Consider the following 21,247-nt stretch of genomic DNA (forward strand, 5'->3'; position numbering starts at 1 on the left):
AGAATCGTGGGGGAATCGTATGAAGTGGCTGACGCAATTCCGCAACGTCTTGAAGCAGTCGATTCAGTTTAGGCTTACCTGTTATTTTCTTCTTATCCTGCTGCCGCTGGTGGCGTTCAGTATGTTTGCCAATGTAAAGTCTCAGCGGATTTTGGAGCAGGAGCTTGGCGAGCGCACACTCAGGTCAACAAACTCCGCGTTGGAGTTTGTTGACCTGACCTTAAAAAGCATCCACAATCTGTCCACCTTGATCGCAACTGATACCAATTTATCCGCCCTGCTGTCTCATCAGGAGAAGACCCTGACCACCGGGGCAATTATGGACTTCACGCGTGTCATGAAAGAGCTTACGAATATAACTATGGTCAATGAATATTTAAGCGACACTATGATTTATCATCGTCCTTCCAACTCGCTGATCACAACAAAGCTCGGGCTGCTGCACCGTGAATCCCAAGGCCCTGAGCCATGGTACGGTGAGGCTCTGAAGGCAAATGGCGCAAGCATATACTACTTGTCAGAACGCCATGAAGAAAATTTGTCCGGAATCCCGGATCCTATCTATAACCGGAATCAGCTTATTATGATGAGACTTATGGATTTCTATCGCGGCGAAAAAGGCGAAAATGTCCTCATGCTGTCGATTTCCAAAAATCAGCTGCTCCGCTCGTTGTCCCATTTGCTGGCGAACAGCAGCTCCAAGGTCTATCTGTTTGATGCCCGGGAGCGGTTAATCGTATCGAGTGCTCCTGCAGAAACATTGTCTTTCGAATGGAGGGACGTCCAACCAGGCAGTGTGTTTGTCCGGGAAACCCCGGAAACAGATGAGAAAAATTTGATTCTGCGGGTGACTTCTCCCCGAAGCGGATGGTCGCTGCTGCTGATCCAGCCCGAGCGTGAGATTTATGATAAGTCGAGGCCGCTGCAAATTTTTGCGTACTGCATTATTGCACTCAGTGTCGTGCTTGCCGTCTGGATTGCCTGGTTTATCTACAGCGGAATTGCTTCTCCGATATCAAGACTTGTGTCCGGCATGCGGCAGCTGCGTAAAGGCAATCTGAATATCAGGCTGGAGAACGGGCGGCAGGACGAGTTGGGGTATTTAACGGAGGCTTTCAACGAAACGGCGAGTCAGCAGCGTCATTTGATCAAGGACATCTATGAGCAACAGCTCAGAATGACCAAGACGGAGCTCAAATTTCTGCAGGCTCAGATCAATCCCCACTTCTTGTACAACACGCTGGATTCGATTTATTGGACGGCCAAAAATTATGAAGCGGAAGAGATCAGTACGATGGTGCTCAACTTGTCGAACTTCTTCAGGCTGAGTTTGAGTAAAGGGCAGGAGTCGTTTACGGTGGAGGAAACATTCAAGCACCTTCAATACTATATTCGGATTCAGCAAATCCGTTTTGCCGAGCGATTTACGGTGGAGTACTGCGCTTCTGAGGATAGCCAGCATTTGCATATTCTGAAGCTGCTGCTTCAACCGCTGGTTGAGAATGCCATTTTGCATGGCTTGGAGAAACGGAAAAAAGGCGGAGCATTGAACATTCGCACCGATGTGTCTAATGACCGGCTGATCATCCAGGTAACCGATAATGGAAGAGGGATTCCAGGGCCAAGGCTTATGTGGATTCAACAGGCCCTGGCAAGAATCAGGTTCGGGGATTACACGGCCCCCCCTGAAAAGAACTCCGAGTTTTTTGCGCTGCTCAATGTCCAGGCTCGAATCACCATTTACTATGGGGAGACGGCGGAATTGAAGATCGTCAGCGGGGAAGGGAACGGAACGACGGCGATCATCGATTTGCCGGCAGAGCGCTGCCGGGAGGAGAGAGGGGAACCGGAACATGAATCTCATGATTGTTGAAGATGAAATTCGAATTTTGAATAGCCTGGCCAATAATATACCGTGGAATGAGCATGGCATCGAAGTAGTGGCGCTTGCCGAGAACGGCTTAGAAGCGCTGTCCATGATCGGGCGCAGGAAGCCGGATATCATGCTGCTCGATATCGAGATGCCGGAGATGGACGGGTTGACCTTGGCGAAAACGGTGCTGCAGCAGGAACCGAACATGAAAATCGTGATTTTAAGCGGCCATGACGATTTCCCGTATGCGCAGGCTGCTGTGGGGCTTGGCGTCATGAAGTACTTGCTGAAGCCGGCCGGAGACGATGAAATTTTGAAGGCTATTCTTGCGGCTGCGGAAGAGATCCGAGAGGAACTGATGGAAAAGCACAGCATGATTGAGCTGCAGCGGAAATGGCATGATCGCCTGCCTCAGCTCCAGGATGATTTTTATAGAAACTGGATACAGGGCCGGTATGCGGACTGGGAGCTCAAGAAGCATATGGAGGAGCTGAATCTGGAGCTTGCCCTCTATACCTGGTTTGCAGTAGCCGTATGTGAAATCGATCCGATTCACGAGCAAGGGGAACGGTTTACGTCTTCGGATCAGGCGTTGCTGCAGTTTTCGCTGGAATGCATAGCGGCTGAATGTTTACAGCATGAAGACTGCCGGGTCTTTAATGATGCGGACGGAGCAACCGTGCTGCTCTTTTTAGGAAAACCGGAAGAACCGGCTCCAGATATCATCCAGCGGATCAATGTTCACGTTCCCCGTCTCTTCAACATTGTTAAAGAGTGTCTGAAGCTTACCGCCAGCGCCGGACTCGGGACCCCAGGCTCATGGGAGCATGTTACGTTGTCCTACCGGCAGGCACGCCGTGCGCTGCAGGAGCGGGCCATTTACGGAAATGAGGTGTTCGTTCCTTACCTGGACGTAACCAACATGGAGCAGCCGTTTCACTATGACGCTGAGTTCGAAAAGCAGCTGGAGATCGCGGTTCATACGGATCACGCGGCAACGGTTGCTGAACTGATAGACTGCTACTTCAAGGACGTATACTCCCAAGCGGTCTCAACCCAAAAGGTATACGAGCATTTGCTGTATTTGAGCAGCTTATTTACACGTATGATTCAATCGCGGGGCTGGTCGATGCAGGAGGTGCTGCAAGAGGATTATTCGATGCTTCTATCCTTTGAATCCCTGCTATCCAAAGAGCAAATCGTGGAATGGTCCAAAAGAGTGGCCAGCCGCATTACCCAATACCGGGAACGGGAGCGAAAGCATTCCAGCCATCGGCTCGTTAAACAAATGATCGAGGCCGTGGAGGAAATGCTGGGGAAAGAAGAACTGACCTTGCACACGCTGGCCGAAAGATTATATGTCAATCCCTCTTACCTTAGCCGGCTCTTTAAGCGGGAGGAAGGGAAATCCATTTCGGAATATCTCCTGAAGCGGAGTATGGAGCATGCCAAAGAGCTCTTATACAGCGGCGTTAAGGTGTATGATGCAGCAGAAGCGGCAGGATATCGTGATGTCAGCTATTTTGCCAGAGTGTTTCGTAAATATTGGGGTGTAGCCCCGAGTGAATTAAAGAAACAAGAGCGTTCAGTCTCACCGCGATTGATGTAAGTTAAAACTACAATGGAAGAAAACAGGTGGAGGTGGTCAGAATGACCGATATGGCACTAACCGTTAAAATACCCGAGCGCGATATTCCAATCTACACGGAAGTGGATGTTGTTGTTGCCGGAGGAGGACCGTCAGGAGTAGCAGCAGCGCTCGCAGCAGCAAGAAACGGGGCATCTGTATTGCTGATAGAGCAAAGAGGATACCTGGGCGGCATGGCGACGGTCTCTCAGGTTCCTGCATTTTGCCCGTATACCGATCAGATCAAGCCGGTAATCCGTGGGATTGGGCTGGAAATTCTGCTTGCTATGAAAAGCAAGATGGAGGAGACGTTTCAGGAAGCATGGAAGGATCGCCTGGATTGGGTGCCGATTGATGCGGAAATTTTAAAGCGCATATTGGATGAGAAGATGATGGAGGCTGGCGTTAAAGTGCTGTACCATACCTTCGTCAGTCAAGTTCTTCAACAGGACGGCATCATTGAAGCGGCGATCATTAATAACAAGACCGGAACCCAGGCTGTGAAGGGGAAGATATACATTGATGCAACCAGCGATGCGGATCTCACCTATCTTGCGGGCGGGCAGCTCGCCAAAGGTGGAGATGATGGAGAGCTGCAGCCGGGGACGATGTGCTTCGTCCTGAATAACCTGGACCGGAACAAATTTCTCTCAAGTGCTGAGACGCACGGCCACGATCTGAAACATGCGATCAACAAAGCGAAGCACGAAGGGCGATTGCGCGTCGCGAGAGATTGGGCCGGTATTTCCTGGCTAAACGATCATACGGCAGGCTTCAATTTCGGGCATGTATTCGGGATAGATGGTTCAAACACGGATGATCTGACTCGCGGTGCGATCGAAGGCCGCGCACTTGTTGAACACATTACCGGTTGGCTGCGGGAAGCGATTCCCGGATTCGAAAACGCTTTCCTGACGTTGACGGGCGAACAGATCGGCATTCGGGAAACCCGCCGGATCATCGGCGATTATATCGTCACCGCCGACGATTTTCTGGCGTGCCGTTCGTTCCCGGACGACATTGCCCGCAATGCCTACTTTATTGATATTCATATGGCAAAGCCTACGAGCGGCATGACGATGGTGCGTCTGTCGCCGGGAGAGTCGCACGGCATCCCTTATCGCGCCTTGCTTCCGGCCGGTATTCAGAACGTAATCGTAGCCGGTAGAGCGATATCAACCGATAGAGCGGCCCAAGGCTCCACCCGGGTCATGCCGAATTGCTTTGCCATGGGCGAAGCCTCCGGTACGGCCGCGGCGATTCTGGCCGAGAAGGGCACACGGGAAACGCGCAGTATCGACATCACGGATCTGCAGCGCAGACTTGTCCGCCAAGGCGCATGGTTAGGAGAGCAGATCAATGAGCGGTACTAGGAAACATGAACAGAGCATTGCCTAAAAAGGCTGAGCCCAAAGTCATATCCTTGACTTAGGCTCAGCCTTTTCAAGCCCGTTCATCCGGGCAGTTATTTACACGCGTTGTGTCTATTCGGATTCAGAACGAGGAAATCCTCTGGAAGCTCGAACAGCCTGGCCATCAGTTCGTCCATGCCGGACTCCAGCTTGAACTCCATTTCCTCCCGGTACAGCGGTACCAGGAAATAAACCTGAACCTGATTGCCATCTTTCGTATGGACGGTGCTAACCTCTTCCGGCAGAGCATAGAGAATCACGCCGGACAGCTCCGTGTTATCCGCATATGGCTCGTAATCCTCCGTGTTGGGAATCGTATGGCCGTAACCAAGCCATGTCTGATACATATGCGGGAAGCGGGCAAGCATCTTCATCAGCCGGATCGGCCAGTAGTTCTCCTCCGCTTCAAAATCCTCCTGCGTAAGTGGCCAGTCCGCCGGCAAAAACATCATCAGCTCCGCGCGTTCCAGATGCTTGTACTCTTTACGGATCTCCTGTGGGAGGGTCAGCGGCAGATCGCTCATCCCATTGGTGTACAGCACCCGGTATGGCTCATCAGGTGTAGCTTCCATAATATTCACATCAATATGTACGACGTCTGAAATCAGTTCGTGGAACACGCCGGTTTCCCGGTTTGGAAAGACCCGATTAAAATGTTCATTTAAATCTTCCATGTACAAAATATTGGCGGGAGGCGTAACCTGCTGCTCATCCGAAGCGTCATAACCATAAATGGTAGTACCGTCTTCCGATTTGCCCATTTCCTTGCCGCCAAACAGTTTTTTGAAAAAGTTCATGTCTTTGCGCTCCTCTGTGTGGGTTTATATTAAAGTGCGAAATGAAGTATTTGAAACCTCACTTGGAAGTATAACAAAAGACATAGTCCCGGAGCGATGGGTCTATCGATTCGAATTTCAAGGAGCAGATATGAACTATATCATTTTTGATCTGGAAGCCACCTGTTGGGAAAATGACCGCAAGCGGGGCGTAGGCATGGAGAGAGCCTTGATTATACTTAAACTGCCGCTTGAAGGTACTCACCATAGAGGTATCGATGATGCCAAGAACATTGCAAAAATATTCGTTAAGATTTTTGACCAATTGAAGGTTTGATAATTTAAATTGATCATGTCTATAGCAGTGAATAATAGGATACCGATTCTGCAAATAAAATGGTTGGATTCAGACGACTCTTCACCGTATTAATTGAATGGATTCTTTGCTCTGTCCTTTGATGGCGATACCGCTCCGATCCGGCTCCTACCTTCATTCGGATTTGGTCATTTTGAATGAACATACTATCGAGTGCAGTCTTGATCATGTTAAGTTGATTGGGAGCCCATTCTTGTCCGTGCATCCGGACGTATTCTGTGGCTTCTTCTGTAGTACAATGACATATCTCTTTCAGAAAAGAGCCCCATTTGATTAAATCCACCGCTTGTCACCCGCACAAAGAATGCAATTTCCATAGCTGATCTGTCCTCCGAAGGTTAACTTCAACACCCCATACCAGCATCCGTAAGGCTCTGAAATATGCATGAAGGAAGGGCGGCAGCTAAATGCGAACAACTCGATTCGTGACAGTCTGGCGTTAATCATGAATAATGCCTCCTAGGTAGTCTATAGATTTCATATAATGCTGCAGATTATGGGTCTGCTCAGCTGTGGCTACATAGGCTGTCAGTTCAGCTTCATTCTCACATACAGCAGCATGCTCAAGCCAAACGGAATATTTGGTTTTCTGTACGATGGACAAGTGCAAAGGAAAGGTTTTGCGGGATCGCAGCAAAAAAGCATGGTTAATGCAGGCTCTCTCCAGTGCTTACGAGGTTAGCTGACGGATTCGGACGGTGAGAGTCGTCCTACCAGTGAAGAGTTCAATCTTCGTTGGATTCACCCATTTCGGCTGGTCACAGCCATTTGGTTCCCCTGCTTCCCGCCTGACGGGAATTCAGCATTTGTTAAAAGGAATCTTACGCTGAGCATCACTGTTTGTAAAATGCTGAAAGTTCTCTAGGAGACTAAATAAGACTCTATAGGATATAAAAATGAAGAAAATCCCTTGTAATCTCGCATTCATCCCCGATTTTCTGAAGTTATCGCGTATTTATTAACTTTTTAATGCAACCTAAATGGGGCTAAATGAATCTTAATGCTTCTTTAATCATGATATTAAGATCAGATATAATGTTTAAGATCCTCCTGTTTACAGGCCCGATATGCGGAGCCTCCATGAAAGTAAGATTGTAGGAATAGATCAAAAGGAGAAGTTCCTCCGTTTGCGGATGGAACTTCTCCTTTTGATCTTCATTTTTATAGTAGCTTCTCCATAATCATCACATCAATAAACGCTCCGTCCATCACTCCTTGCTTCTCAAATACACCAACCTGCCGGTAGCCCATCTTTCGATACAATCCTTGACCACTCTCATTAAACGGAAAGGTCAGCGACGCCGTTATACGCGCAACGGTGAGAATATGGGTTCAGTGAGGCCCAGCCCATGACTTCACCTTCGCGTTTAGCAACCCAAACGCTAAAGCGGCCTTGGTGATCATTGAACCATGATTCCATATATGAGGAATCTTTCGTCTCTGTTTCAAGTGTAGCGACCCGGTCCTCGATCCCCTGATTGTAGATACGAAGAATGCTTTGAATATCCTCAGGTGTGGCCTGACGGACAGTTAATGTACTGATCATATCAACATCCCCTTAAGATTACTTTCTCGCTTTAATTACAGCAGAGACGATGTATTGGTCAACGTTCGCACCTGGAACCCAATCTTTAATGAATGTTTTAGATTCGTCCTTTGGCTCAATGCTGATATCAGTAAAGCCGCATTCCTGAAGCATGATCTCCAAATCGGCAATGGAAGAGGCGCCAGAGATACAACCCGAATATAATTCATCCAGGTCATTTTTGATCTCAGGAGGAAGCTCAGCTGTAGTTACGATATCTGATATGGCAAGACGACCTGCAGGCTGAAGAACACGATAAGCCTCACGGAATACTTGCTGTTTGTCTGGGGAGAGATTAATCACACAGTTGGAGATAATGACGTTGATCGAATTGTCAGCGACGGGAAGATGCTCTATTTCGCCCAATCTGAATTCGGTGTTACTGAACTTTCCTTTAAGGGCATTATCTCTTGCTCGACTGATCATCTCAGGTGTCATATCCACACCTATAACATGGCCTTCATTACCTACCTGCCGGGAAGCCAGAAAACAATCAAATCCGCCGCCACTCCCAAGGTCCAAAACATGTTCACCCGCCTGCAGTTCAGCAATAGCCTGTGGATTACCGCAACCAAGACCTAAATTTGCGCCTTCGGGAGCTGCAGCGAGGTCCTCACTGGAATAACCCAACTTAGCAGATATGGTACTGAAATCAGATGGGGAGTCACAGCAACTGTTGTCAGCAGAAGTACGGCTGGAAGGGGAAGTCTCGTTTCTTACAGCAATCTTTTGATAGCGTCCCCGTACATTTTGGCGGATCTGGTCATTAGTAAGCTTGCTCATAATTAAACACTCCTTTTCTAAAACTTGCAATTTGCAAATATAAGCGATGAGAAATCACCCTTTTACAGGTGCGCAGCAATTGCTGGATTTCTCCATGGCTTCGTTAAAAAGCTTAATGGATCGTAGCAATGTTTCTACTTCAAACTCACTCATATGCGAGAAGGCTTCATTCAGGTATTCATTCATTTGTTGATCAATAGTTGTAGCTACCATTTTACCTTCAGGAGTGAGTGACAGGTTATAGATTCTTCGATCTGTAGGATCAGGTGTCTTTTTAACCAGATTCATTTTCACCAAAGACTGCACTTGTCTGCTAAAGGTAGTAATATCAGTGCCAAGTGTTTCAGCGACTTGTTGCATGGAAGGATTATGACTCCGATCAATCTCATATAACAGATGGCTTTGGGCCGCGGAAAGAGTACATCCTCCTACGCTACAGCAATCCTTATTGAGTAATCCTAAACGCCGACTCATGATTTGGAGTAGTTCTCTTGGAGTTTCCATTGTTTTCACCTCTTGAAATAGTTATACTGCATTTAGTTGCAAAGTGCAAATATAAATTTTGCTTAGTTGATAATTGATGATAAAGGTTTTAGAATATAAGTATTGTCTTATATACGAAGAGAGGAGATTCAAAATTGGATACATTAAATGATCTTGCAGAAGATTTAAAGCTCCTTGGAGATAAAACACGTCTCACAATTCTAATTCTTTTAAAAGAGCGAGAGTGGTGTGTATGTGAATTCGTGGATCTCTTTGACATTTCTCAGCCAGCCGTTAGTCAGCATCTACGTAAATTAAAAAGCAGCGGATTGGTAAAGGAACAGAAAAGGGGGCAGTGGGTCTATTATTCTTTAAATAAAGTAGATAAACCCCATGTTAAGGCCATCCTAAATCTTACCCCGAATGCAAGTGACCTTTTATTGCATTTGAATAAACCGTCTAATGCTGTTTGCTGCGAATGACAGTTTTCTATTGAATATATAAGTGTATAATTATATAATGATGCCTGAGATTAAACTTAACTCTTTGAAGGGAGTGCTCGGATGGGTGGAGTTAGACATAAACTGGGGGAATACCATTGGTAGCTCTGGCAAGTCTGATATTTATAGTCACTTTGATTTTTGTCATTTGGCAGCCTAAAAATCTGTCCATTGGATGGTCTGCCTGCGGCGGAGCGTTACTTGCTTTAATTGCCGGTGTCGTCAGCTTGAATGATGTTCTGGATGTTACGCTGATTGTGTGGAATGCCACACTGGCCTTTGTAGCAATCATCTTGATCTCGTTAATCCTCGATAAAATTGGTTTCTTCGAATGGGCTGCTTTACATATGGCCAAAGCTGCTAGCGGGAATGGAATGCGGATGTTTATCTATGTCATCATTCTTGGTGCTGTAGTAGCGGCATTTTTTGCTAATGACGGAGCAGCGCTCATTCTAACACCGATTGTGCTGGCTATGGTCCGTGCGCTGAATTTTGATGAGAAAAAGGTTTTTCCGTTCATCATTGCCAGCGGGTTTATAGCAGATACTACCTCATTGCCCCTGGTTGTAAGCAATCTGGTGAACATCGTATCGGCCGACTTTTTCGGGCTAACCTTTATGGAATACGCCGGACGGATGTTAATGCCTACCTTATTTTCCTTAGGGGCAAGCATCAGTGTGCTCTATCTCTTTTTCCGTAAAAGTATCCCACGAAACTTCGATAGCTCCCAGCTAAAAAAACCTGAAGCGGCTATTAAAGACAAGCAGATGTTTAAGTTATCCTGGTTTGTACTTGCGGTTCTGCTTGCGGGATACTTTGTCAGTGAATTTCTGAACATTCCGGTATCTGTCGTGGCGGGTATCATCGCGATCTTTTTCTTGCTCATGGCAAGGAAAAGTCCTACTGTACCCACAATAGAAGTGGTGAAGGGGGCACCTTGGGCCATTGTGTTCTTTTCCATCGGTATGTATGTTGTCGTATATGGTCTGAGAAATGCGGGCCTTACGAATGTATTAGCTGATGTCATTCAAGCTGTGGCTGATCATGGGCTGTTCACAGCAACGATGGGGATGGGCTTTATTGCCGCTGTGATTTCCTCCATAATGAATAACATGCCAACCGTAATGATCGATGCACTGGCCATTGATGCTACGAACACTTCCGGACTGATTAAGGAAGCCTTGATTTATGCGAATGTTATTGGCTCTGACTTGGGACCGAAGATAACACCGATTGGTTCTCTAGCTACCTTACTGTGGCTGCATGTGCTTTCCACCAAAGGAGTAAAGATATCCTGGGGCACGTATTTCAAAACAGGGATTATTTTGACCATCCCTACGCTGTTCATCACACTGCTTGGTCTATATATAACATTGACCTTATTTTAAAATCAAAGGAGAAAACGACTCATGGATAAGAAAACCATTTACTTTTTGTGTACAGGAAACTCCTGCCGGAGTCAGATGGCCGAAGGCTGGGCCAAGAAATATTTGAGCAATGAATGGAATGTGTATAGTGCAGGCATTGAGGCTCATGGGTTGAATCCGAAAGCCGTTCAAGCGATGAGTGAAGTAGGTATAGATATCTCAGGTCAAACATCAGATATTATTGATCCGCAGCTGCTGAACAGCTCTGATCTCGTCATTACTTTATGTGGAGATGCAGCAGATAAGTGTCCCATTACCCCGCCTCAGGTGAAACGTGAGCATTGGGGATTCGACGATCCGGCAAAAGTGCAAGGAACAGATGAAGAGAAGTGGGCAGTCTTCCAGCAGGTTCGTGATCAAGTGGGAGAGCGCATCAAACAATTTGCTGAAACGGGTGAATAGTCACGATAGTGGAGTAACTGCTGCTAATGAGACAGGAGAGAAACTATAATGGTAAATTATCATGAACTGATTGAAGGTAAAGTATAATAGATCTTTTTTGCTAAAATTCCAAATTAAACCCGACCTTTATTACTAGGTCGGTTTTTTGGGTGCGCCTGGCATGGATGATAACTTGGCGGTGAAACGAGCTTGCCACATAAAGCGAAGCTCAATACTGCCCGAATCCCAGCATGTATATGTGGTGGTCTAACAAAGGACTGTGTGTTCTCCAATATCCGTACCGGGCTGGAAGAACTGCTTCAGTGGATGAAGGAGCTTCAGCAGGAACACGCCAAGAGTGACCTCCTCTTTGGCACCCATGCTTGCCGCATGCGGGTGGTCACTTGATCGGTCAGTTCCAGAATAATGTTACATTAATTAAATCCAAACCCCCGAGTTAGCTGTCTATATAACAGGAGGTGAACGACAATGATCGATGCACAGCAACAAATCAATGCCGCACAAAACGGAGATCACGATGCCTTCGTTTCTCTTATAAAGGATCGAACGGATAAGCTGCACCGAGTGGCTCGCCATTATGTACGGGAGTCCAAAGATGCGGAGGATATCGTTCAGGATGCCCTGGTTAAGGCTTATGAGTCACTGCATATGCTGCAGCAAGCCGAAGCGTTTGAGAGCTGGCTTACCAGAATTGTGGTGAACCGGGCGCTCAATCATTTGAAGAAATCCAAGCGTGTTCACCTGAGCGAAGACCCGCAGACGCAAGAGCCATTGGTCGTTAATGATATCGATCAAACCCTGGATCTGGAGCGTGCATTGGCCAGTCTGAATCCGAAGCTGCGTCAGCTCCTGTTCTTAAAATATAAGAAGGACCTGACCCAGCAGCAAATCGCCCATCTCCTGGACATGCCATTAGGTACTGTAAAAACACAATTACGGAAGGGGCTGGAGCATTTGCGCAACGAAATGGCTCAAGATTTTCCCGAACGAGACCTGGATACATTACGCCTGCAGTTAAGACAACAGGCAGAGCACCAGTTTGCCGTTTCACCGGATTATGATTTGATCGTCAATGACTATCAAGAGAACACCTTGAGGGGAACAGGGAAGGGAGAAGCGGGATTCTTATGGGTTAAAACGGGGACTGATGACGCCGTTTCTGCTACACTCTCCAGGGACGGCAACTTGCTAGACTATGCCATTTCCTGGGCCTCATTGGACAACGGGACACGGCTATCTGAGGAGGAGCTCAAACAGCAGGCAGAGCAATTCCTGGAAGATCATTATCCCGGCGCACTGCGTAATTTTCCGTATTGTGAGATGGAGTGGATGGAAGGGATGTTTGGGTACACACGACAGCAGAAGGCGATGGGGCTGCCGCTTCCTGAGACGGGATGCCTGATTATGGTTCACCCCAGCGGTCGCGTGGTCGGATTTAGGTACTACGGAACCGTTCCAGGGCCAGCACTCCCAACCATGATCACACCAGAAGAGGAACAGTTGGCGTGGATGAAGGCGAATTTTTTGCTACATGTGGAATATTGCATATTGGACAAAGCCGTGTACACGGATGGTGACGATCAGGTCCATCTTGTTTACGCCCCCCGAAGTAGAGGACTAATCTATACTGCATCATCACAGGAGGAAGTTCCGACAGCCTATAGGGCAGAAGCTGTCCCTTCTGACCCAAGAACTCTGGACGAGTGGCCAGGTGAGTTCCCGCCCGCACGAAGCCTAGAAGAGTGGATTGGCGTAGACAAGGAACAATTTCAGTTAGTACAAGACGACAATATTGGCTCGAACACCAAGTTGATGGTGTGGAAGCAACAGAATGAAGAGCGTCCAGCCAAGAATGACCGGTCTTGGAAGGCCTATTGGGCTGATCAGATGGAGGGAGCGGTTAAGGCGCGAGTAGACAGCCAAACCGGACAACTGATTGACTTTGTTTCGCATGTTAAACCAGATCAACTAGCTCCATTAACCTGGGATCGGGACGCATGTATAGAAGTAGCTATGGACTATGTCCGAGGACTAGCAGCCGAAATGTTGCCGTATCTCAAGCTTCTAACTGAAGTGACCGACGACGAAGATCGTTTGGAAATCATTCGCTTTGGTGTATATGTTCAAGACGTATCTGTCAGGGATGAATGCTATCAACTAGCTGTTGACCGCTCTAATGGGAGGGTCAAAAGTTTGATGTCCCCCTCGATAAGGCCAGAACAGTTAAAGAAGCTGGAGACCGTGCCTTCATTTGATTCCCAAAAAGCCATCCTCCGATGGACGGCACAGGCCAAGCTGCGTCTGCAATGGGAACGGATGCACAATGCTAGGGCGGAAGAGGCCCCGTACGAACTAGTGTATCGAATGATTGGTAGCGAGTACGAGCGGACGCCCGAAGTGCTTGATGCGCATACGGGGAAATTATACGAAAATACTTTTTACTGACAAACACAAACATCTTTTGTCAGTGGACAAGAACATAGCCCTATTAGAACCCGCGCCCAGCGTGGGTTTTCTGTTTTAAGGGATCAAGTTCTTGTCCTTTTCTCAGGACAAGAACTATAACAACACTGTAGATTGATATTTGAATAAACTGTGAAATTCTGCATAGGGTGAAATAATAACAAATTTATGGAGGAGAAAATATGAAAGCGCTATTATATTCGCTGCGATGAAGTAAGCTGTTGAAGCCTTGGTGTTTACGATATGGGTAAGCCGTGGGTGCACGGATCGAAAAAGGAGGATTTTCAATGATGTCAAAACGATTTGGCAAAATGCTCGTGTTCCTATGTTGCTTGTTAATGGTGGCGTCACTAATGCCTGCCAGCTTTGCCGCCGCCACTGACAACAACGAATATACAGAAGCACTTAATAGCGACAGCAGTTCTACAGATCTTACAAGCTTGCAGACAAATGAAACGTCTACCGCCATTTTTGGCACTCCCGAACTCGGGGCAAACGACCCGCTGTGGGCCCTGACAATGGAGCATCTCATCAACAAAAGCACTGTGCCCGGCGACCCCAGGCCCCATTCCACAGGCACAGCCAGGATTCTTTGGGACCAAGACTATCTGTATGCCCGCGTAGTCGTGGAGGACAGCAATCTATATCAGGGACCCGGCAATGATTATCAGTACGACGGCCTGGAGTTTTATGCCGGCGCTGGAACCCAAGGTGCGAATCAATGGCGCATCAGCGCAACGGGCGTGTTTTCAGGGCAAAACGCTCCGGGCAGAGCTGCGTGGACTGAGATCACGGACACAGGATATATCGTGGAGATGAGAATCCCTAAAAGAACCTTGAACTTGCAGGCAGGCCCGTTTACCTTTGAAGTTTATATCAATAACTCGTCGGAAAAGGGCGGTGACCGCTATGAAGTCGTTTCTTGTTTCGGAATTCCGGACGCGGCTTACAACAATGCTGCTTCTTATACAAACAGCCTGAATCTCATTGCCGCTAGTGGAGCGGACGACAGATTCTCAATCACCGCCACGGCGGAATCGGGCGGCCGGATAACGCCGAACGCACCCGGCAATGTTCTGAGAATAGCCAGCGGCTCAGACACAACCTTTACGGTTACCCCCGATTACGGAAAAATTGTAGATACCGTAAAGGTAGACGGAGAGGACGTTGCTCTATCCGATGATGGCACTTATACCTTCTCAAATGTTGCCGCTAACCATACCCTTCAAGTGACTTTCAAAAATGATTCGGCCGCGGAGGTGCTCCCCTTTATTGTATGGAATGACAACTTCGCCCGTGGCGAGTACACGACGGCTGTTATCATTGACTTAGGCGAAGGGAAGTCGGCGGAAAGCTCCAAGCTTAATCCGGACTTGTTTACCGTCTCGGCCAGGAACACGACCCTGAACGGCGACTCGGTAACCTTTGAAGGGACGCGCAAGATCACTAGGGTATACGCCAATGACGAACCGAAGGTACGCGGCTATCTGGGGACGGTAAGCCATTCGCCGGATTATCAGGAGGGACTGGAACGCGGCCGTTACATCGTAGTTGAGTTTGAGTTCTATTCAGAGAGCGGCGGCAATATAACGCTGGATGGCAACATGAACTCAACAAAACAGGTTTACAGCGTCGTCCAAAACGGCGAGATCCCACTGACAGAAGGGGATCCGCTTAACTACGCGGTTTTTGAACAGGACAAAGTTGTGAATCCGATCCTTGACCAATTCACAGCACCTACGGGCAATTCGGTCAATCACGCGCTCTACCTTCACAAGGATGGAAACGGCGAAGTGTCGCGGGGCTTGCCGCTGTATGTCTATACCCACGGCAGGGGACGCGGCGGCACAAGCGCTGCGACTGACCCAAAAGCGGCGATGAAATCCGCGAACGGCTCGGTCGCTCTGATGAAGAAAATGGAAAAGTCCCCCGAGAAATACGCCAGCCATATCCTGAATATTTCCTATAATGGCACGAGTACTCCCTCCACAGCCAATGTTAAGAAGGTTATAGATGACCTGGTTGCCAGCGGTGCAGTAGACCCTAACCGTATTTACGCGGCGGGCTTCTCATGGGGCGGTCAGTATACGAACAGCTTAATTAACGCTTATCCCGGCTTCTTCGCGTCCGCCGCACCTATGTCTCCGGTAAGCGGCTCACCGAACGCGAACGCCAACTACGTTCACACCAACCTGGCCTATTGGATGTTTATCAATGAGTATAACGTTGGAGTATACCAGACTAACCTCGCTAACTTCATAAACACCAATATGCCAAAAATGATCAACGCGAAAGCTTCGCGCTTTGAGAGCAATGAGGCTCTTGTATGGCCTTACAATCAATTTGATCAGCCGAATCAGAAACCGAATCCGAACCATTCACCTGCCCTGAGTGATTCGGTGGCGCATGAAGTTGAAGCGGCTGTTCTTTACAATGACATAACGATGGGGACGTGGAGCATAGCGCCAACAGCGCAGTCCTCTAACTTGCCGGCTTGGAACAATGACTACACTGACGTCTTTGATTGGATGTTTGCGCAGACCGCAGCAAACCATCGGCCTGTTGCCGGATACGGTTCACCTGTATTGGGTACTAACGACAAACTGTGGGAACAAGCTGCAGCGTTTGACATCAAGAACAGTAGCGCACCCGACCAGAAAATAGGCCCCAAGGCCACCGGTAAAGCCAAAGTATTTTGGGACGAAGACTTCCTGTATGCACGCGTTGTGGTTACAGACCCGAATGTCTGTGCCGGTCATACGCCTGGCACTGAGTACATGACCGACAGTGTGGAATTTTATGTTGGTGACGGAAGAAGTGGCTCAAACCAGTGGCGTATTGGCGCAAGCGGTATTTTCTCAGGTCAAGCCGCTGAGGGCCGCGACGGTTCAGTTACACGAACGGATACCGGGTATATCGCGGAAGTGAAGATACCTAGAAGAACCATTGAATTCACGAGCAATTCCCCGATTACGTTTGATGTGTACATCAATAACTCAACTGGTGCAGGGAATGACCGTTATGAGGTTGTATCCGCTTTAGGTAAGCCCGACGCGGGTTATGGCAGTTCTGACAGCTTCAAAAATAGCTTGCTGCTGCTTGGGAGCTCCACGGTAACCAGACACCCCGTTAACGCCACGGCAGGATTAAACGGCACCATCTCGCCATCCGGCTTGATTCGGGTAGCTGACGGCGGAAGCCAATCCTTTACATTCACTCCGATCGGCGGTTATGTCGTGGATACCGTAACTGTAAATGGAGAGTCTGTAGAGATTGCAAACAATACCTATACCTTGAATAATGTGAACACCGATGACAAGGTAATCCATGTTACCTTCAAACCCGATCCGGCCGCAACGTTACTTAACTTTATCGTATACAACGATAACTTTGCCACCGGAGAATTTACCACAGCTGTTATCATTGATCTGGGTGCGGGAAATGAAGCTGTGGGTGCCGGCCTTAGTTCAAACCTGTTTACAGTATCGGCGAGGAATACTTTGTTCGACGGTAGCCTGGCATATCAAGGCACACGCACCGTCAATAGAGTATACGTCAATGACCAACCTAGACCCAGAGGGTATAAGGGTGTGAACCAGAACTCCCCTGATTATCAAGCTGGACTTACTAAAGGCCGCTACATCGTTGTAGAATTGGAATTTTGGACATTAACCGGCGGACAATCCACTTTGGAAGCATCCAAATCCACCGTCCAGAATTACAGCATTGTATCTAGTGGCGATATCAAGCTTGATGGCAAGGCTGCCATTGTTAAGTCGGCTTTCGCACAGTCAGGTACCGTCAATGAAATCATCGACAAATTTGAAGTGGGTCCCAAAATTGATAAAGCGGACGCGATGCAGTATGGACTCTATATTCATAAGGACGGCAACGGCGCTCCGGTAAAAGGGCTTCCCCTTTACATCTATGCTCACGGTTCTACCCGCGGCGGTACACAGGACGGGGATACCTTTGCGCCCATCAGGTCCGCCAACGGAGCCACCGCGCTTATGAAAAAAATGGAGAAGAACGCTAAATACGCTAGTCATATCATCGCTCTGCGGGCTCAAAACAACGTTCAGGCAACACCCGCTACCTTAAAGGCTTATATCGATGATCTGGTAAGTAAGGGACTTGTTGACCCCAACCGTATCTACATGGCAGGCTTCTCTATGGGATCCGCTTATACGAATACTTTCTTGACGACATATCCCGATTTGCTCGCAGCCGCGGCGCCTATGTCTTTTCCACCATCAATCAACGCGAAACAAGCCGAAACTCTTAAAAACTTTGCATACTGGTCATTCGTTAACACAACTGATTCTTCAACAATAAAAACAGGGGCGGAAACTTATATAGCGAATATAATGCCCCTATTGGAAAACGCTAGGCACACGTTCATCGACAGAAATGAAATATTCGTCTGGCCTTATGACCAATGGACCAAGGCGGAAGCACCTGTTAATGGAACCAATTGGATTCCTTCCGGCCATGAGATGGAAGCTTCAGTTCTGTGGAACAATATTTCAGGGTACACAGATACTTTGTCCAATGTAGGTTCCAACAAAGAGTGGAGCCTTAAGCCTACGGCGCAGTCCTCTAAGTTGCCGACTTGGAACAATGACTACACTGACGTCTTTGATTGGATGTTCGCGCAGAGAAAAACGAGCGTACCCGGTGCTTCTGGTGGCAATACCGGCAATACCAGCAGTTCGGGCAATACCGGCAATACGGGCAATACCAGCACTGGGACAGTCACTGGATCGTTGAAGCCGACCTACACAGTGAACACACCGAAGGATAAGCCCGCGGTCACGGACAAGAACGGCAATACTATCCTGCCCGGCGGCGGAGAGATTACGACCAAGGGTGGGACGAAGATTAAGGTACCCGAAGGCACGATTATAGACTCAAAAGGTAAGGTGACCATTCCGGCGGGCAAGAGCGCCGAAGTGACACTACACGGCGGCGCGAGTGCCAGCTTAGACAAAGGCATGTCGCTGAACATCCATGAGGGTACGGAATTTGTATTCGATGACGACACCCCGCTGGGCTTCCGTGTGGTGTCTGGCAATCCTTTCAGGGATGTCAACATGGACGACTGGTTCTACAGCTACGTAAACTCCGCCTACACCTACGGTCTTTTCAACGGCACGACGTCCACGACGTTCTCACCGGGCACCTCAATGACGCGTGCGATGTACGTGCAGGTACTGGCCAATCTTGAGAACGTCAACCGCTCCGGCTACACGAATTCCCGTTTTAGCGACGTGATGGATGGGCAGTGGTACACGGCGGCAGTCGAGTGGGCGGCCGAAAGCGGCATCGTCAACGGTATAAACGCAGACCTGTTTGAACCCAATTCACCGATTACACGCGAGCAGATGCTGGTGATGCTGTACAATTACATGAAGTACAAGGGCTATGAGATACCTGAAAGTCAATCTAAGTCCTTCGCGGACGAGAGTCATATCAGCTCATGGGCGTTGAAGGCCGTTCAGGCACAGCAGAGCATCGGAATTGTATCAGGCAAGCCGGGCAACTTCTTTGCCCCCCAAGCCAATGCCACCCGCGCTGAAGTAGCTACTATCTTTATAAAGTTCATCGAATATCTCGCTAAGTAAAAGCGTAAACAGAAACATGCGGACCCTTTCGGCTAAGCAAGATCCAGCCGGAAGGGTCTCTTTTTAGCAATCCTGAATACAAGGGAAGGAAAACGTCGTTATGTGGCGAAAATACTCAAAGAAGTAAAAAAATCTCATGGGAAAGGAGACCCCATGTTCATTGTTAATAAAGAACATTATGACCAGCATGAACTGGAACGTCGAATAAACGCGATATACGCATTATTGGGTTCCTCTGTTTGGAAGGAACGGCGGACAGCTGTATGCATGAAGGAGCCGGCGAATATTCTGGCCGCCACGGAGCTGATTATTAGGAATGAGGGTTCGGTGCTTCTGATAAACGGCGACACCCCGATTGAAACCGCTCTCAGTCAAGCCGATGACGCAGGCTGTACGGGTCTGCTGACCGACGCAGGAGGCAGCACCGTCTTTCACCCTCTGCACTCACGCCTGGATCGGATTAACGGGGAGCCGTCCTTGCTTCAATTCAGCTCCGGCACGACCGGCGCTCCCAAGTTAGTGGAACGGTCTTGGTCTCATGTGCAAATGGAAATCGAGGCCTACAACAAGCTGCTGCCCTGCAGCGGGGAGGATACACCGATCATTCTGGTGCCCGTATCCCATTCCTTCGGATTCATCACAGGCACGCTTTCCGCACTTAAGCGCGGTGTAGAGCCGGTTATCGTGACGGACAAGAACCCCAAATTCGCCCTGCATCTCATGCAGCAGCATGATCGCCATGTGGTGTATGCGGTGCCCTTCCTCTTTCAAATTCTGCTCAGTCTGATGAGAGAGAAGGTGCTTCTTAGAAAGCTGGTATCCTCTGGTTCCCCGATGTCTGCAGAACTGCTGAACAGGCTTGGGGGTGCAGGGGTGGAGGTGATCCAGCAATACGGGTGCTCTGAGGCGGGCTGCATCTCGCTTGGCGACCGGCCCTCCGATTCCACGGATGCCGGGATTTTGCTGGAACATATGGCAATTGAAAGGCCCGGAACCCGGGAGCAGCCGGATGAAATCATCTTTGCCACAGGCGGACGCCGGATTCATACCGGAGATATGGGCTATTGGTCGGGCGGCAGGCTTCATGTTCAGTGCCGGATGGATGATCTGATTAATGTGTCAGGACTGAAGGTAGCTCCCTCCGAGGTGGAGGATGTCATCCGAAGGCTGGACGGCGTTCAGGAAGCTGTCGTGCACAAGGCTCCGCATCCCGTTTGGGGGGAGGCTGTCAAAGCCCGAATTGTCCGGAAGGGCGATGCGCTGTCTCAGGAGGAGGTGAAGAGGTGGTGCGCGCGGTTTCTGCCTGCTTATAAAGTTCCGGGCTTTATTGCTTTTACGGAGGATATTCCGAAGACGAGCACAGGGAAGGTTATGCGAAAACAAATGGTAGAGGAGGAGTATGGTATTCATGGATAAGGAACAAACGGTATCTCAATTGAGGCAGCTCATGTCCGAACAATTGGAGCTCGCTCTCCCGGACGTCATTAAAGAGGAAGACCGGCTGTACGAAGACTTAAACGTAGATTCGATCATGGTACTCCAATTGGTGGTCTACATCGAGGAAGTGTTCAACGTAACTGTTCCCGAGGAGGATTTGGATCCCGCCGTCTTCCAAACGGTCGGTTCTTTAGTCGATTTCATCCATGCCCTTAAGGGGGAGCCCATCATACAATTCGTGATTGACCGGGTGGCCGATTTGACCTCCAGACCGGAGCTGGCGGAGGAATTGAACGGGGACTCCCCATTGGAGGATGCAGGCGTGGATTCGGTGCTGCTGGTCAACCTGATGATGCAGATTGAACAGCAGTACGAGATTTTTTACGAGGACGACGAGCTTCTGCAGGAGAACTTCGCCACCGCGCGCTTGATCTCACAACGCATCTTGGCCAAACGGGCCGTTCAAACCGGGGGTTGAC

Annotated in this window: 15 protein-coding genes, 1 pseudogene and 1 riboswitch; of the genes and pseudogenes, 11 read left to right on the forward strand and 5 right to left on the reverse strand. The window is 48.7% G+C overall.

Annotated elements, in window-relative coordinates:
* Positions 1–19 precede the first annotated feature (19 nt).
* From MKY12_RS15275 to MKY12_RS15285, 3 genes are read left to right on the forward strand one after another with little or no spacing between them, the layout of a single operon-like run.
* Positions 20–1,873 carry a sensor histidine kinase gene (locus MKY12_RS15275; protein ID WP_339314442.1) on the forward strand — a complete coding sequence of 618 codons (1,854 nt, stop codon included), beginning with the start codon at positions 20–22 and terminating at the stop codon, positions 1,871–1,873.
* Positions 1,854–3,482: a response regulator gene (locus MKY12_RS15280; protein WP_339314444.1), complete on the forward strand. Its 1,629-nt coding sequence runs from the start codon at positions 1,854–1,856 to the stop codon at positions 3,480–3,482. The genes MKY12_RS15275 and MKY12_RS15280 overlap by 20 nt, the downstream gene beginning before the upstream one ends.
* A 26-nt stretch (positions 3,483–3,508) precedes the next feature.
* Positions 3,509–4,873, forward strand: a complete 1,365-nt coding sequence (locus tag MKY12_RS15285; protein WP_339314446.1) for an FAD-dependent oxidoreductase — start codon at positions 3,509–3,511, stop codon at positions 4,871–4,873.
* 92 nt (positions 4,874–4,965) lie between these two features.
* Here the strand turns inward: MKY12_RS15285 and MKY12_RS15290 are convergent, their stop codons facing one another.
* A complete protein-coding gene (locus tag MKY12_RS15290; protein ID WP_339314448.1) occupies positions 4,966–5,709 on the reverse strand; it encodes a suppressor of fused domain protein in 744 nt (247 codons plus the stop codon).
* 130 nt (positions 5,710–5,839) lie between these two features.
* On the opposite strand from MKY12_RS15290, the gene MKY12_RS15295 reads away from it, so the two are divergent.
* A complete protein-coding gene (locus MKY12_RS15295) occupies positions 5,840–6,025 on the forward strand; it encodes a hypothetical protein (RefSeq protein ID WP_339257064.1) in 186 nt (61 codons plus the stop codon).
* Positions 6,026–6,337: 312 nt separating this feature from the next.
* Here the strand turns inward: MKY12_RS15295 and MKY12_RS15300 are convergent, their stop codons facing one another.
* The 4 genes and pseudogenes from MKY12_RS15300 to MKY12_RS15315 all read right to left on the reverse strand — a co-directional run bounded on the left by MKY12_RS15300 (position 6,338) and on the right by MKY12_RS15315 (position 8,936).
* The gene (locus tag MKY12_RS15300) at positions 6,338–6,511 is read right to left on the reverse strand and encodes a hypothetical protein (protein WP_339314450.1); all 174 of its coding nucleotides are present in this window, start codon (positions 6,509–6,511) and stop codon (positions 6,338–6,340) included.
* Between the two features lie 205 nt (positions 6,512–6,716).
* Positions 6,717–6,879, reverse strand: a riboswitch (cyclic di-AMP (ydaO/yuaA leader).
* A 346-nt stretch (positions 6,880–7,225) separates the two neighbouring features.
* Positions 7,226–7,610, reverse strand: a pseudogene (locus MKY12_RS15305) (GNAT family N-acetyltransferase).
* 18 nt (positions 7,611–7,628) lie between these two features.
* Positions 7,629–8,432 (reverse strand): arsenite methyltransferase, encoded by an 804-nt coding sequence (locus tag MKY12_RS15310; protein WP_339314452.1) that lies wholly within the window; start codon positions 8,430–8,432, stop codon positions 7,629–7,631.
* Positions 8,433–8,486: 54 nt separating this feature from the next.
* A complete protein-coding gene (locus MKY12_RS15315) occupies positions 8,487–8,936 on the reverse strand; it encodes a MarR family winged helix-turn-helix transcriptional regulator (RefSeq protein WP_339314876.1) in 450 nt (149 codons plus the stop codon).
* A gap of 134 nt (positions 8,937–9,070) precedes the next feature.
* Between MKY12_RS15315 and MKY12_RS15320 the strand changes: the two genes are divergently transcribed.
* The 7 genes from MKY12_RS15320 (at position 9,071) to MKY12_RS15350 (ending at position 21,246) form a co-directional block, all read left to right on the forward strand.
* Complete coding sequence (locus MKY12_RS15320) at positions 9,071–9,397, forward strand: metalloregulator ArsR/SmtB family transcription factor (protein WP_339314454.1); 327 nt, start codon at positions 9,071–9,073, stop codon at positions 9,395–9,397.
* 116 nt (positions 9,398–9,513) lie between these two features.
* Positions 9,514–10,803 (forward strand): arsenic transporter, encoded by a 1,290-nt coding sequence (locus MKY12_RS15325; RefSeq protein WP_339314456.1) that lies wholly within the window; start codon positions 9,514–9,516, stop codon positions 10,801–10,803.
* A 21-nt stretch (positions 10,804–10,824) separates the two neighbouring features.
* The gene (gene arsC, locus MKY12_RS15330) at positions 10,825–11,244 is read left to right on the forward strand and encodes an arsenate reductase (thioredoxin) (RefSeq protein ID WP_339314458.1); all 420 of its coding nucleotides are present in this window, start codon (positions 10,825–10,827) and stop codon (positions 11,242–11,244) included.
* A gap of 468 nt (positions 11,245–11,712) precedes the next feature.
* Positions 11,713–13,689 (forward strand): sigma-70 family RNA polymerase sigma factor, encoded by a 1,977-nt coding sequence (locus MKY12_RS15335; RefSeq protein WP_339314460.1) that lies wholly within the window; start codon positions 11,713–11,715, stop codon positions 13,687–13,689.
* Between the two features lie 305 nt (positions 13,690–13,994).
* Positions 13,995–19,331 (forward strand): sugar-binding protein, encoded by a 5,337-nt coding sequence (locus tag MKY12_RS15340; protein ID WP_339314462.1) that lies wholly within the window; start codon positions 13,995–13,997, stop codon positions 19,329–19,331.
* A 267-nt stretch (positions 19,332–19,598) separates the two neighbouring features.
* The gene (locus MKY12_RS15345; protein ID WP_339314464.1) at positions 19,599–20,747 is read left to right on the forward strand and encodes an AMP-binding protein; all 1,149 of its coding nucleotides are present in this window, start codon (positions 19,599–19,601) and stop codon (positions 20,745–20,747) included.
* Complete coding sequence (locus tag MKY12_RS15350) at positions 20,740–21,246, forward strand: phosphopantetheine-binding protein (protein ID WP_339314466.1); 507 nt, start codon at positions 20,740–20,742, stop codon at positions 21,244–21,246. Before MKY12_RS15345 ends, MKY12_RS15350 begins: the two co-directional genes overlap by 8 nt.
* Position 21,247 lies beyond the last annotated feature (1 nt).

Origin of the sequence: Paenibacillus sp. FSL M7-0896 (assembly GCF_037975415.1) — a bacterium.
In the GTDB taxonomy this organism is placed as follows: domain Bacteria; phylum Bacillota; class Bacilli; order Paenibacillales; family Paenibacillaceae; genus Paenibacillus_AQ; species Paenibacillus_AQ silagei.

Coding starts and splice junctions, on each gene's coding strand:
- MKY12_RS15315 (WP_339314876.1), bottom strand. CDS start 8,936: ATGGAAACTCCAAGAGAACTACTCCAAATCATGAGTCGGCGTTTAGGA.
- arsC (WP_339314458.1), top strand. CDS start 10,825: ATGGATAAGAAAACCATTTACTTTTTGTGTACAGGAAACTCCTGCCGG.
- MKY12_RS15345 (WP_339314464.1), top strand. CDS start 19,599: ATGAAGGAGCCGGCGAATATTCTGGCCGCCACGGAGCTGATTATTAGG.
- MKY12_RS15300 (WP_339314450.1), bottom strand. CDS start 6,511: ATGATTAACGCCAGACTGTCACGAATCGAGTTGTTCGCATTTAGCTGC.
- MKY12_RS15310 (WP_339314452.1), bottom strand. CDS start 8,432: ATGAGCAAGCTTACTAATGACCAGATCCGCCAAAATGTACGGGGACGC.
- MKY12_RS15280 (WP_339314444.1), top strand. CDS start 1,854: ATGAATCTCATGATTGTTGAAGATGAAATTCGAATTTTGAATAGCCTG.
- MKY12_RS15335 (WP_339314460.1), top strand. CDS start 11,713: ATGATCGATGCACAGCAACAAATCAATGCCGCACAAAACGGAGATCAC.
- MKY12_RS15350 (WP_339314466.1), top strand. CDS start 20,740: ATGGATAAGGAACAAACGGTATCTCAATTGAGGCAGCTCATGTCCGAA.
- MKY12_RS15340 (WP_339314462.1), top strand. CDS start 13,995: ATGATGTCAAAACGATTTGGCAAAATGCTCGTGTTCCTATGTTGCTTG.
- MKY12_RS15290 (WP_339314448.1), bottom strand. CDS start 5,709: ATGAACTTTTTCAAAAAACTGTTTGGCGGCAAGGAAATGGGCAAATCG.
- MKY12_RS15295 (WP_339257064.1), top strand. CDS start 5,840: ATGAACTATATCATTTTTGATCTGGAAGCCACCTGTTGGGAAAATGAC.
- MKY12_RS15275 (WP_339314442.1), top strand. CDS start 20: ATGAAGTGGCTGACGCAATTCCGCAACGTCTTGAAGCAGTCGATTCAG.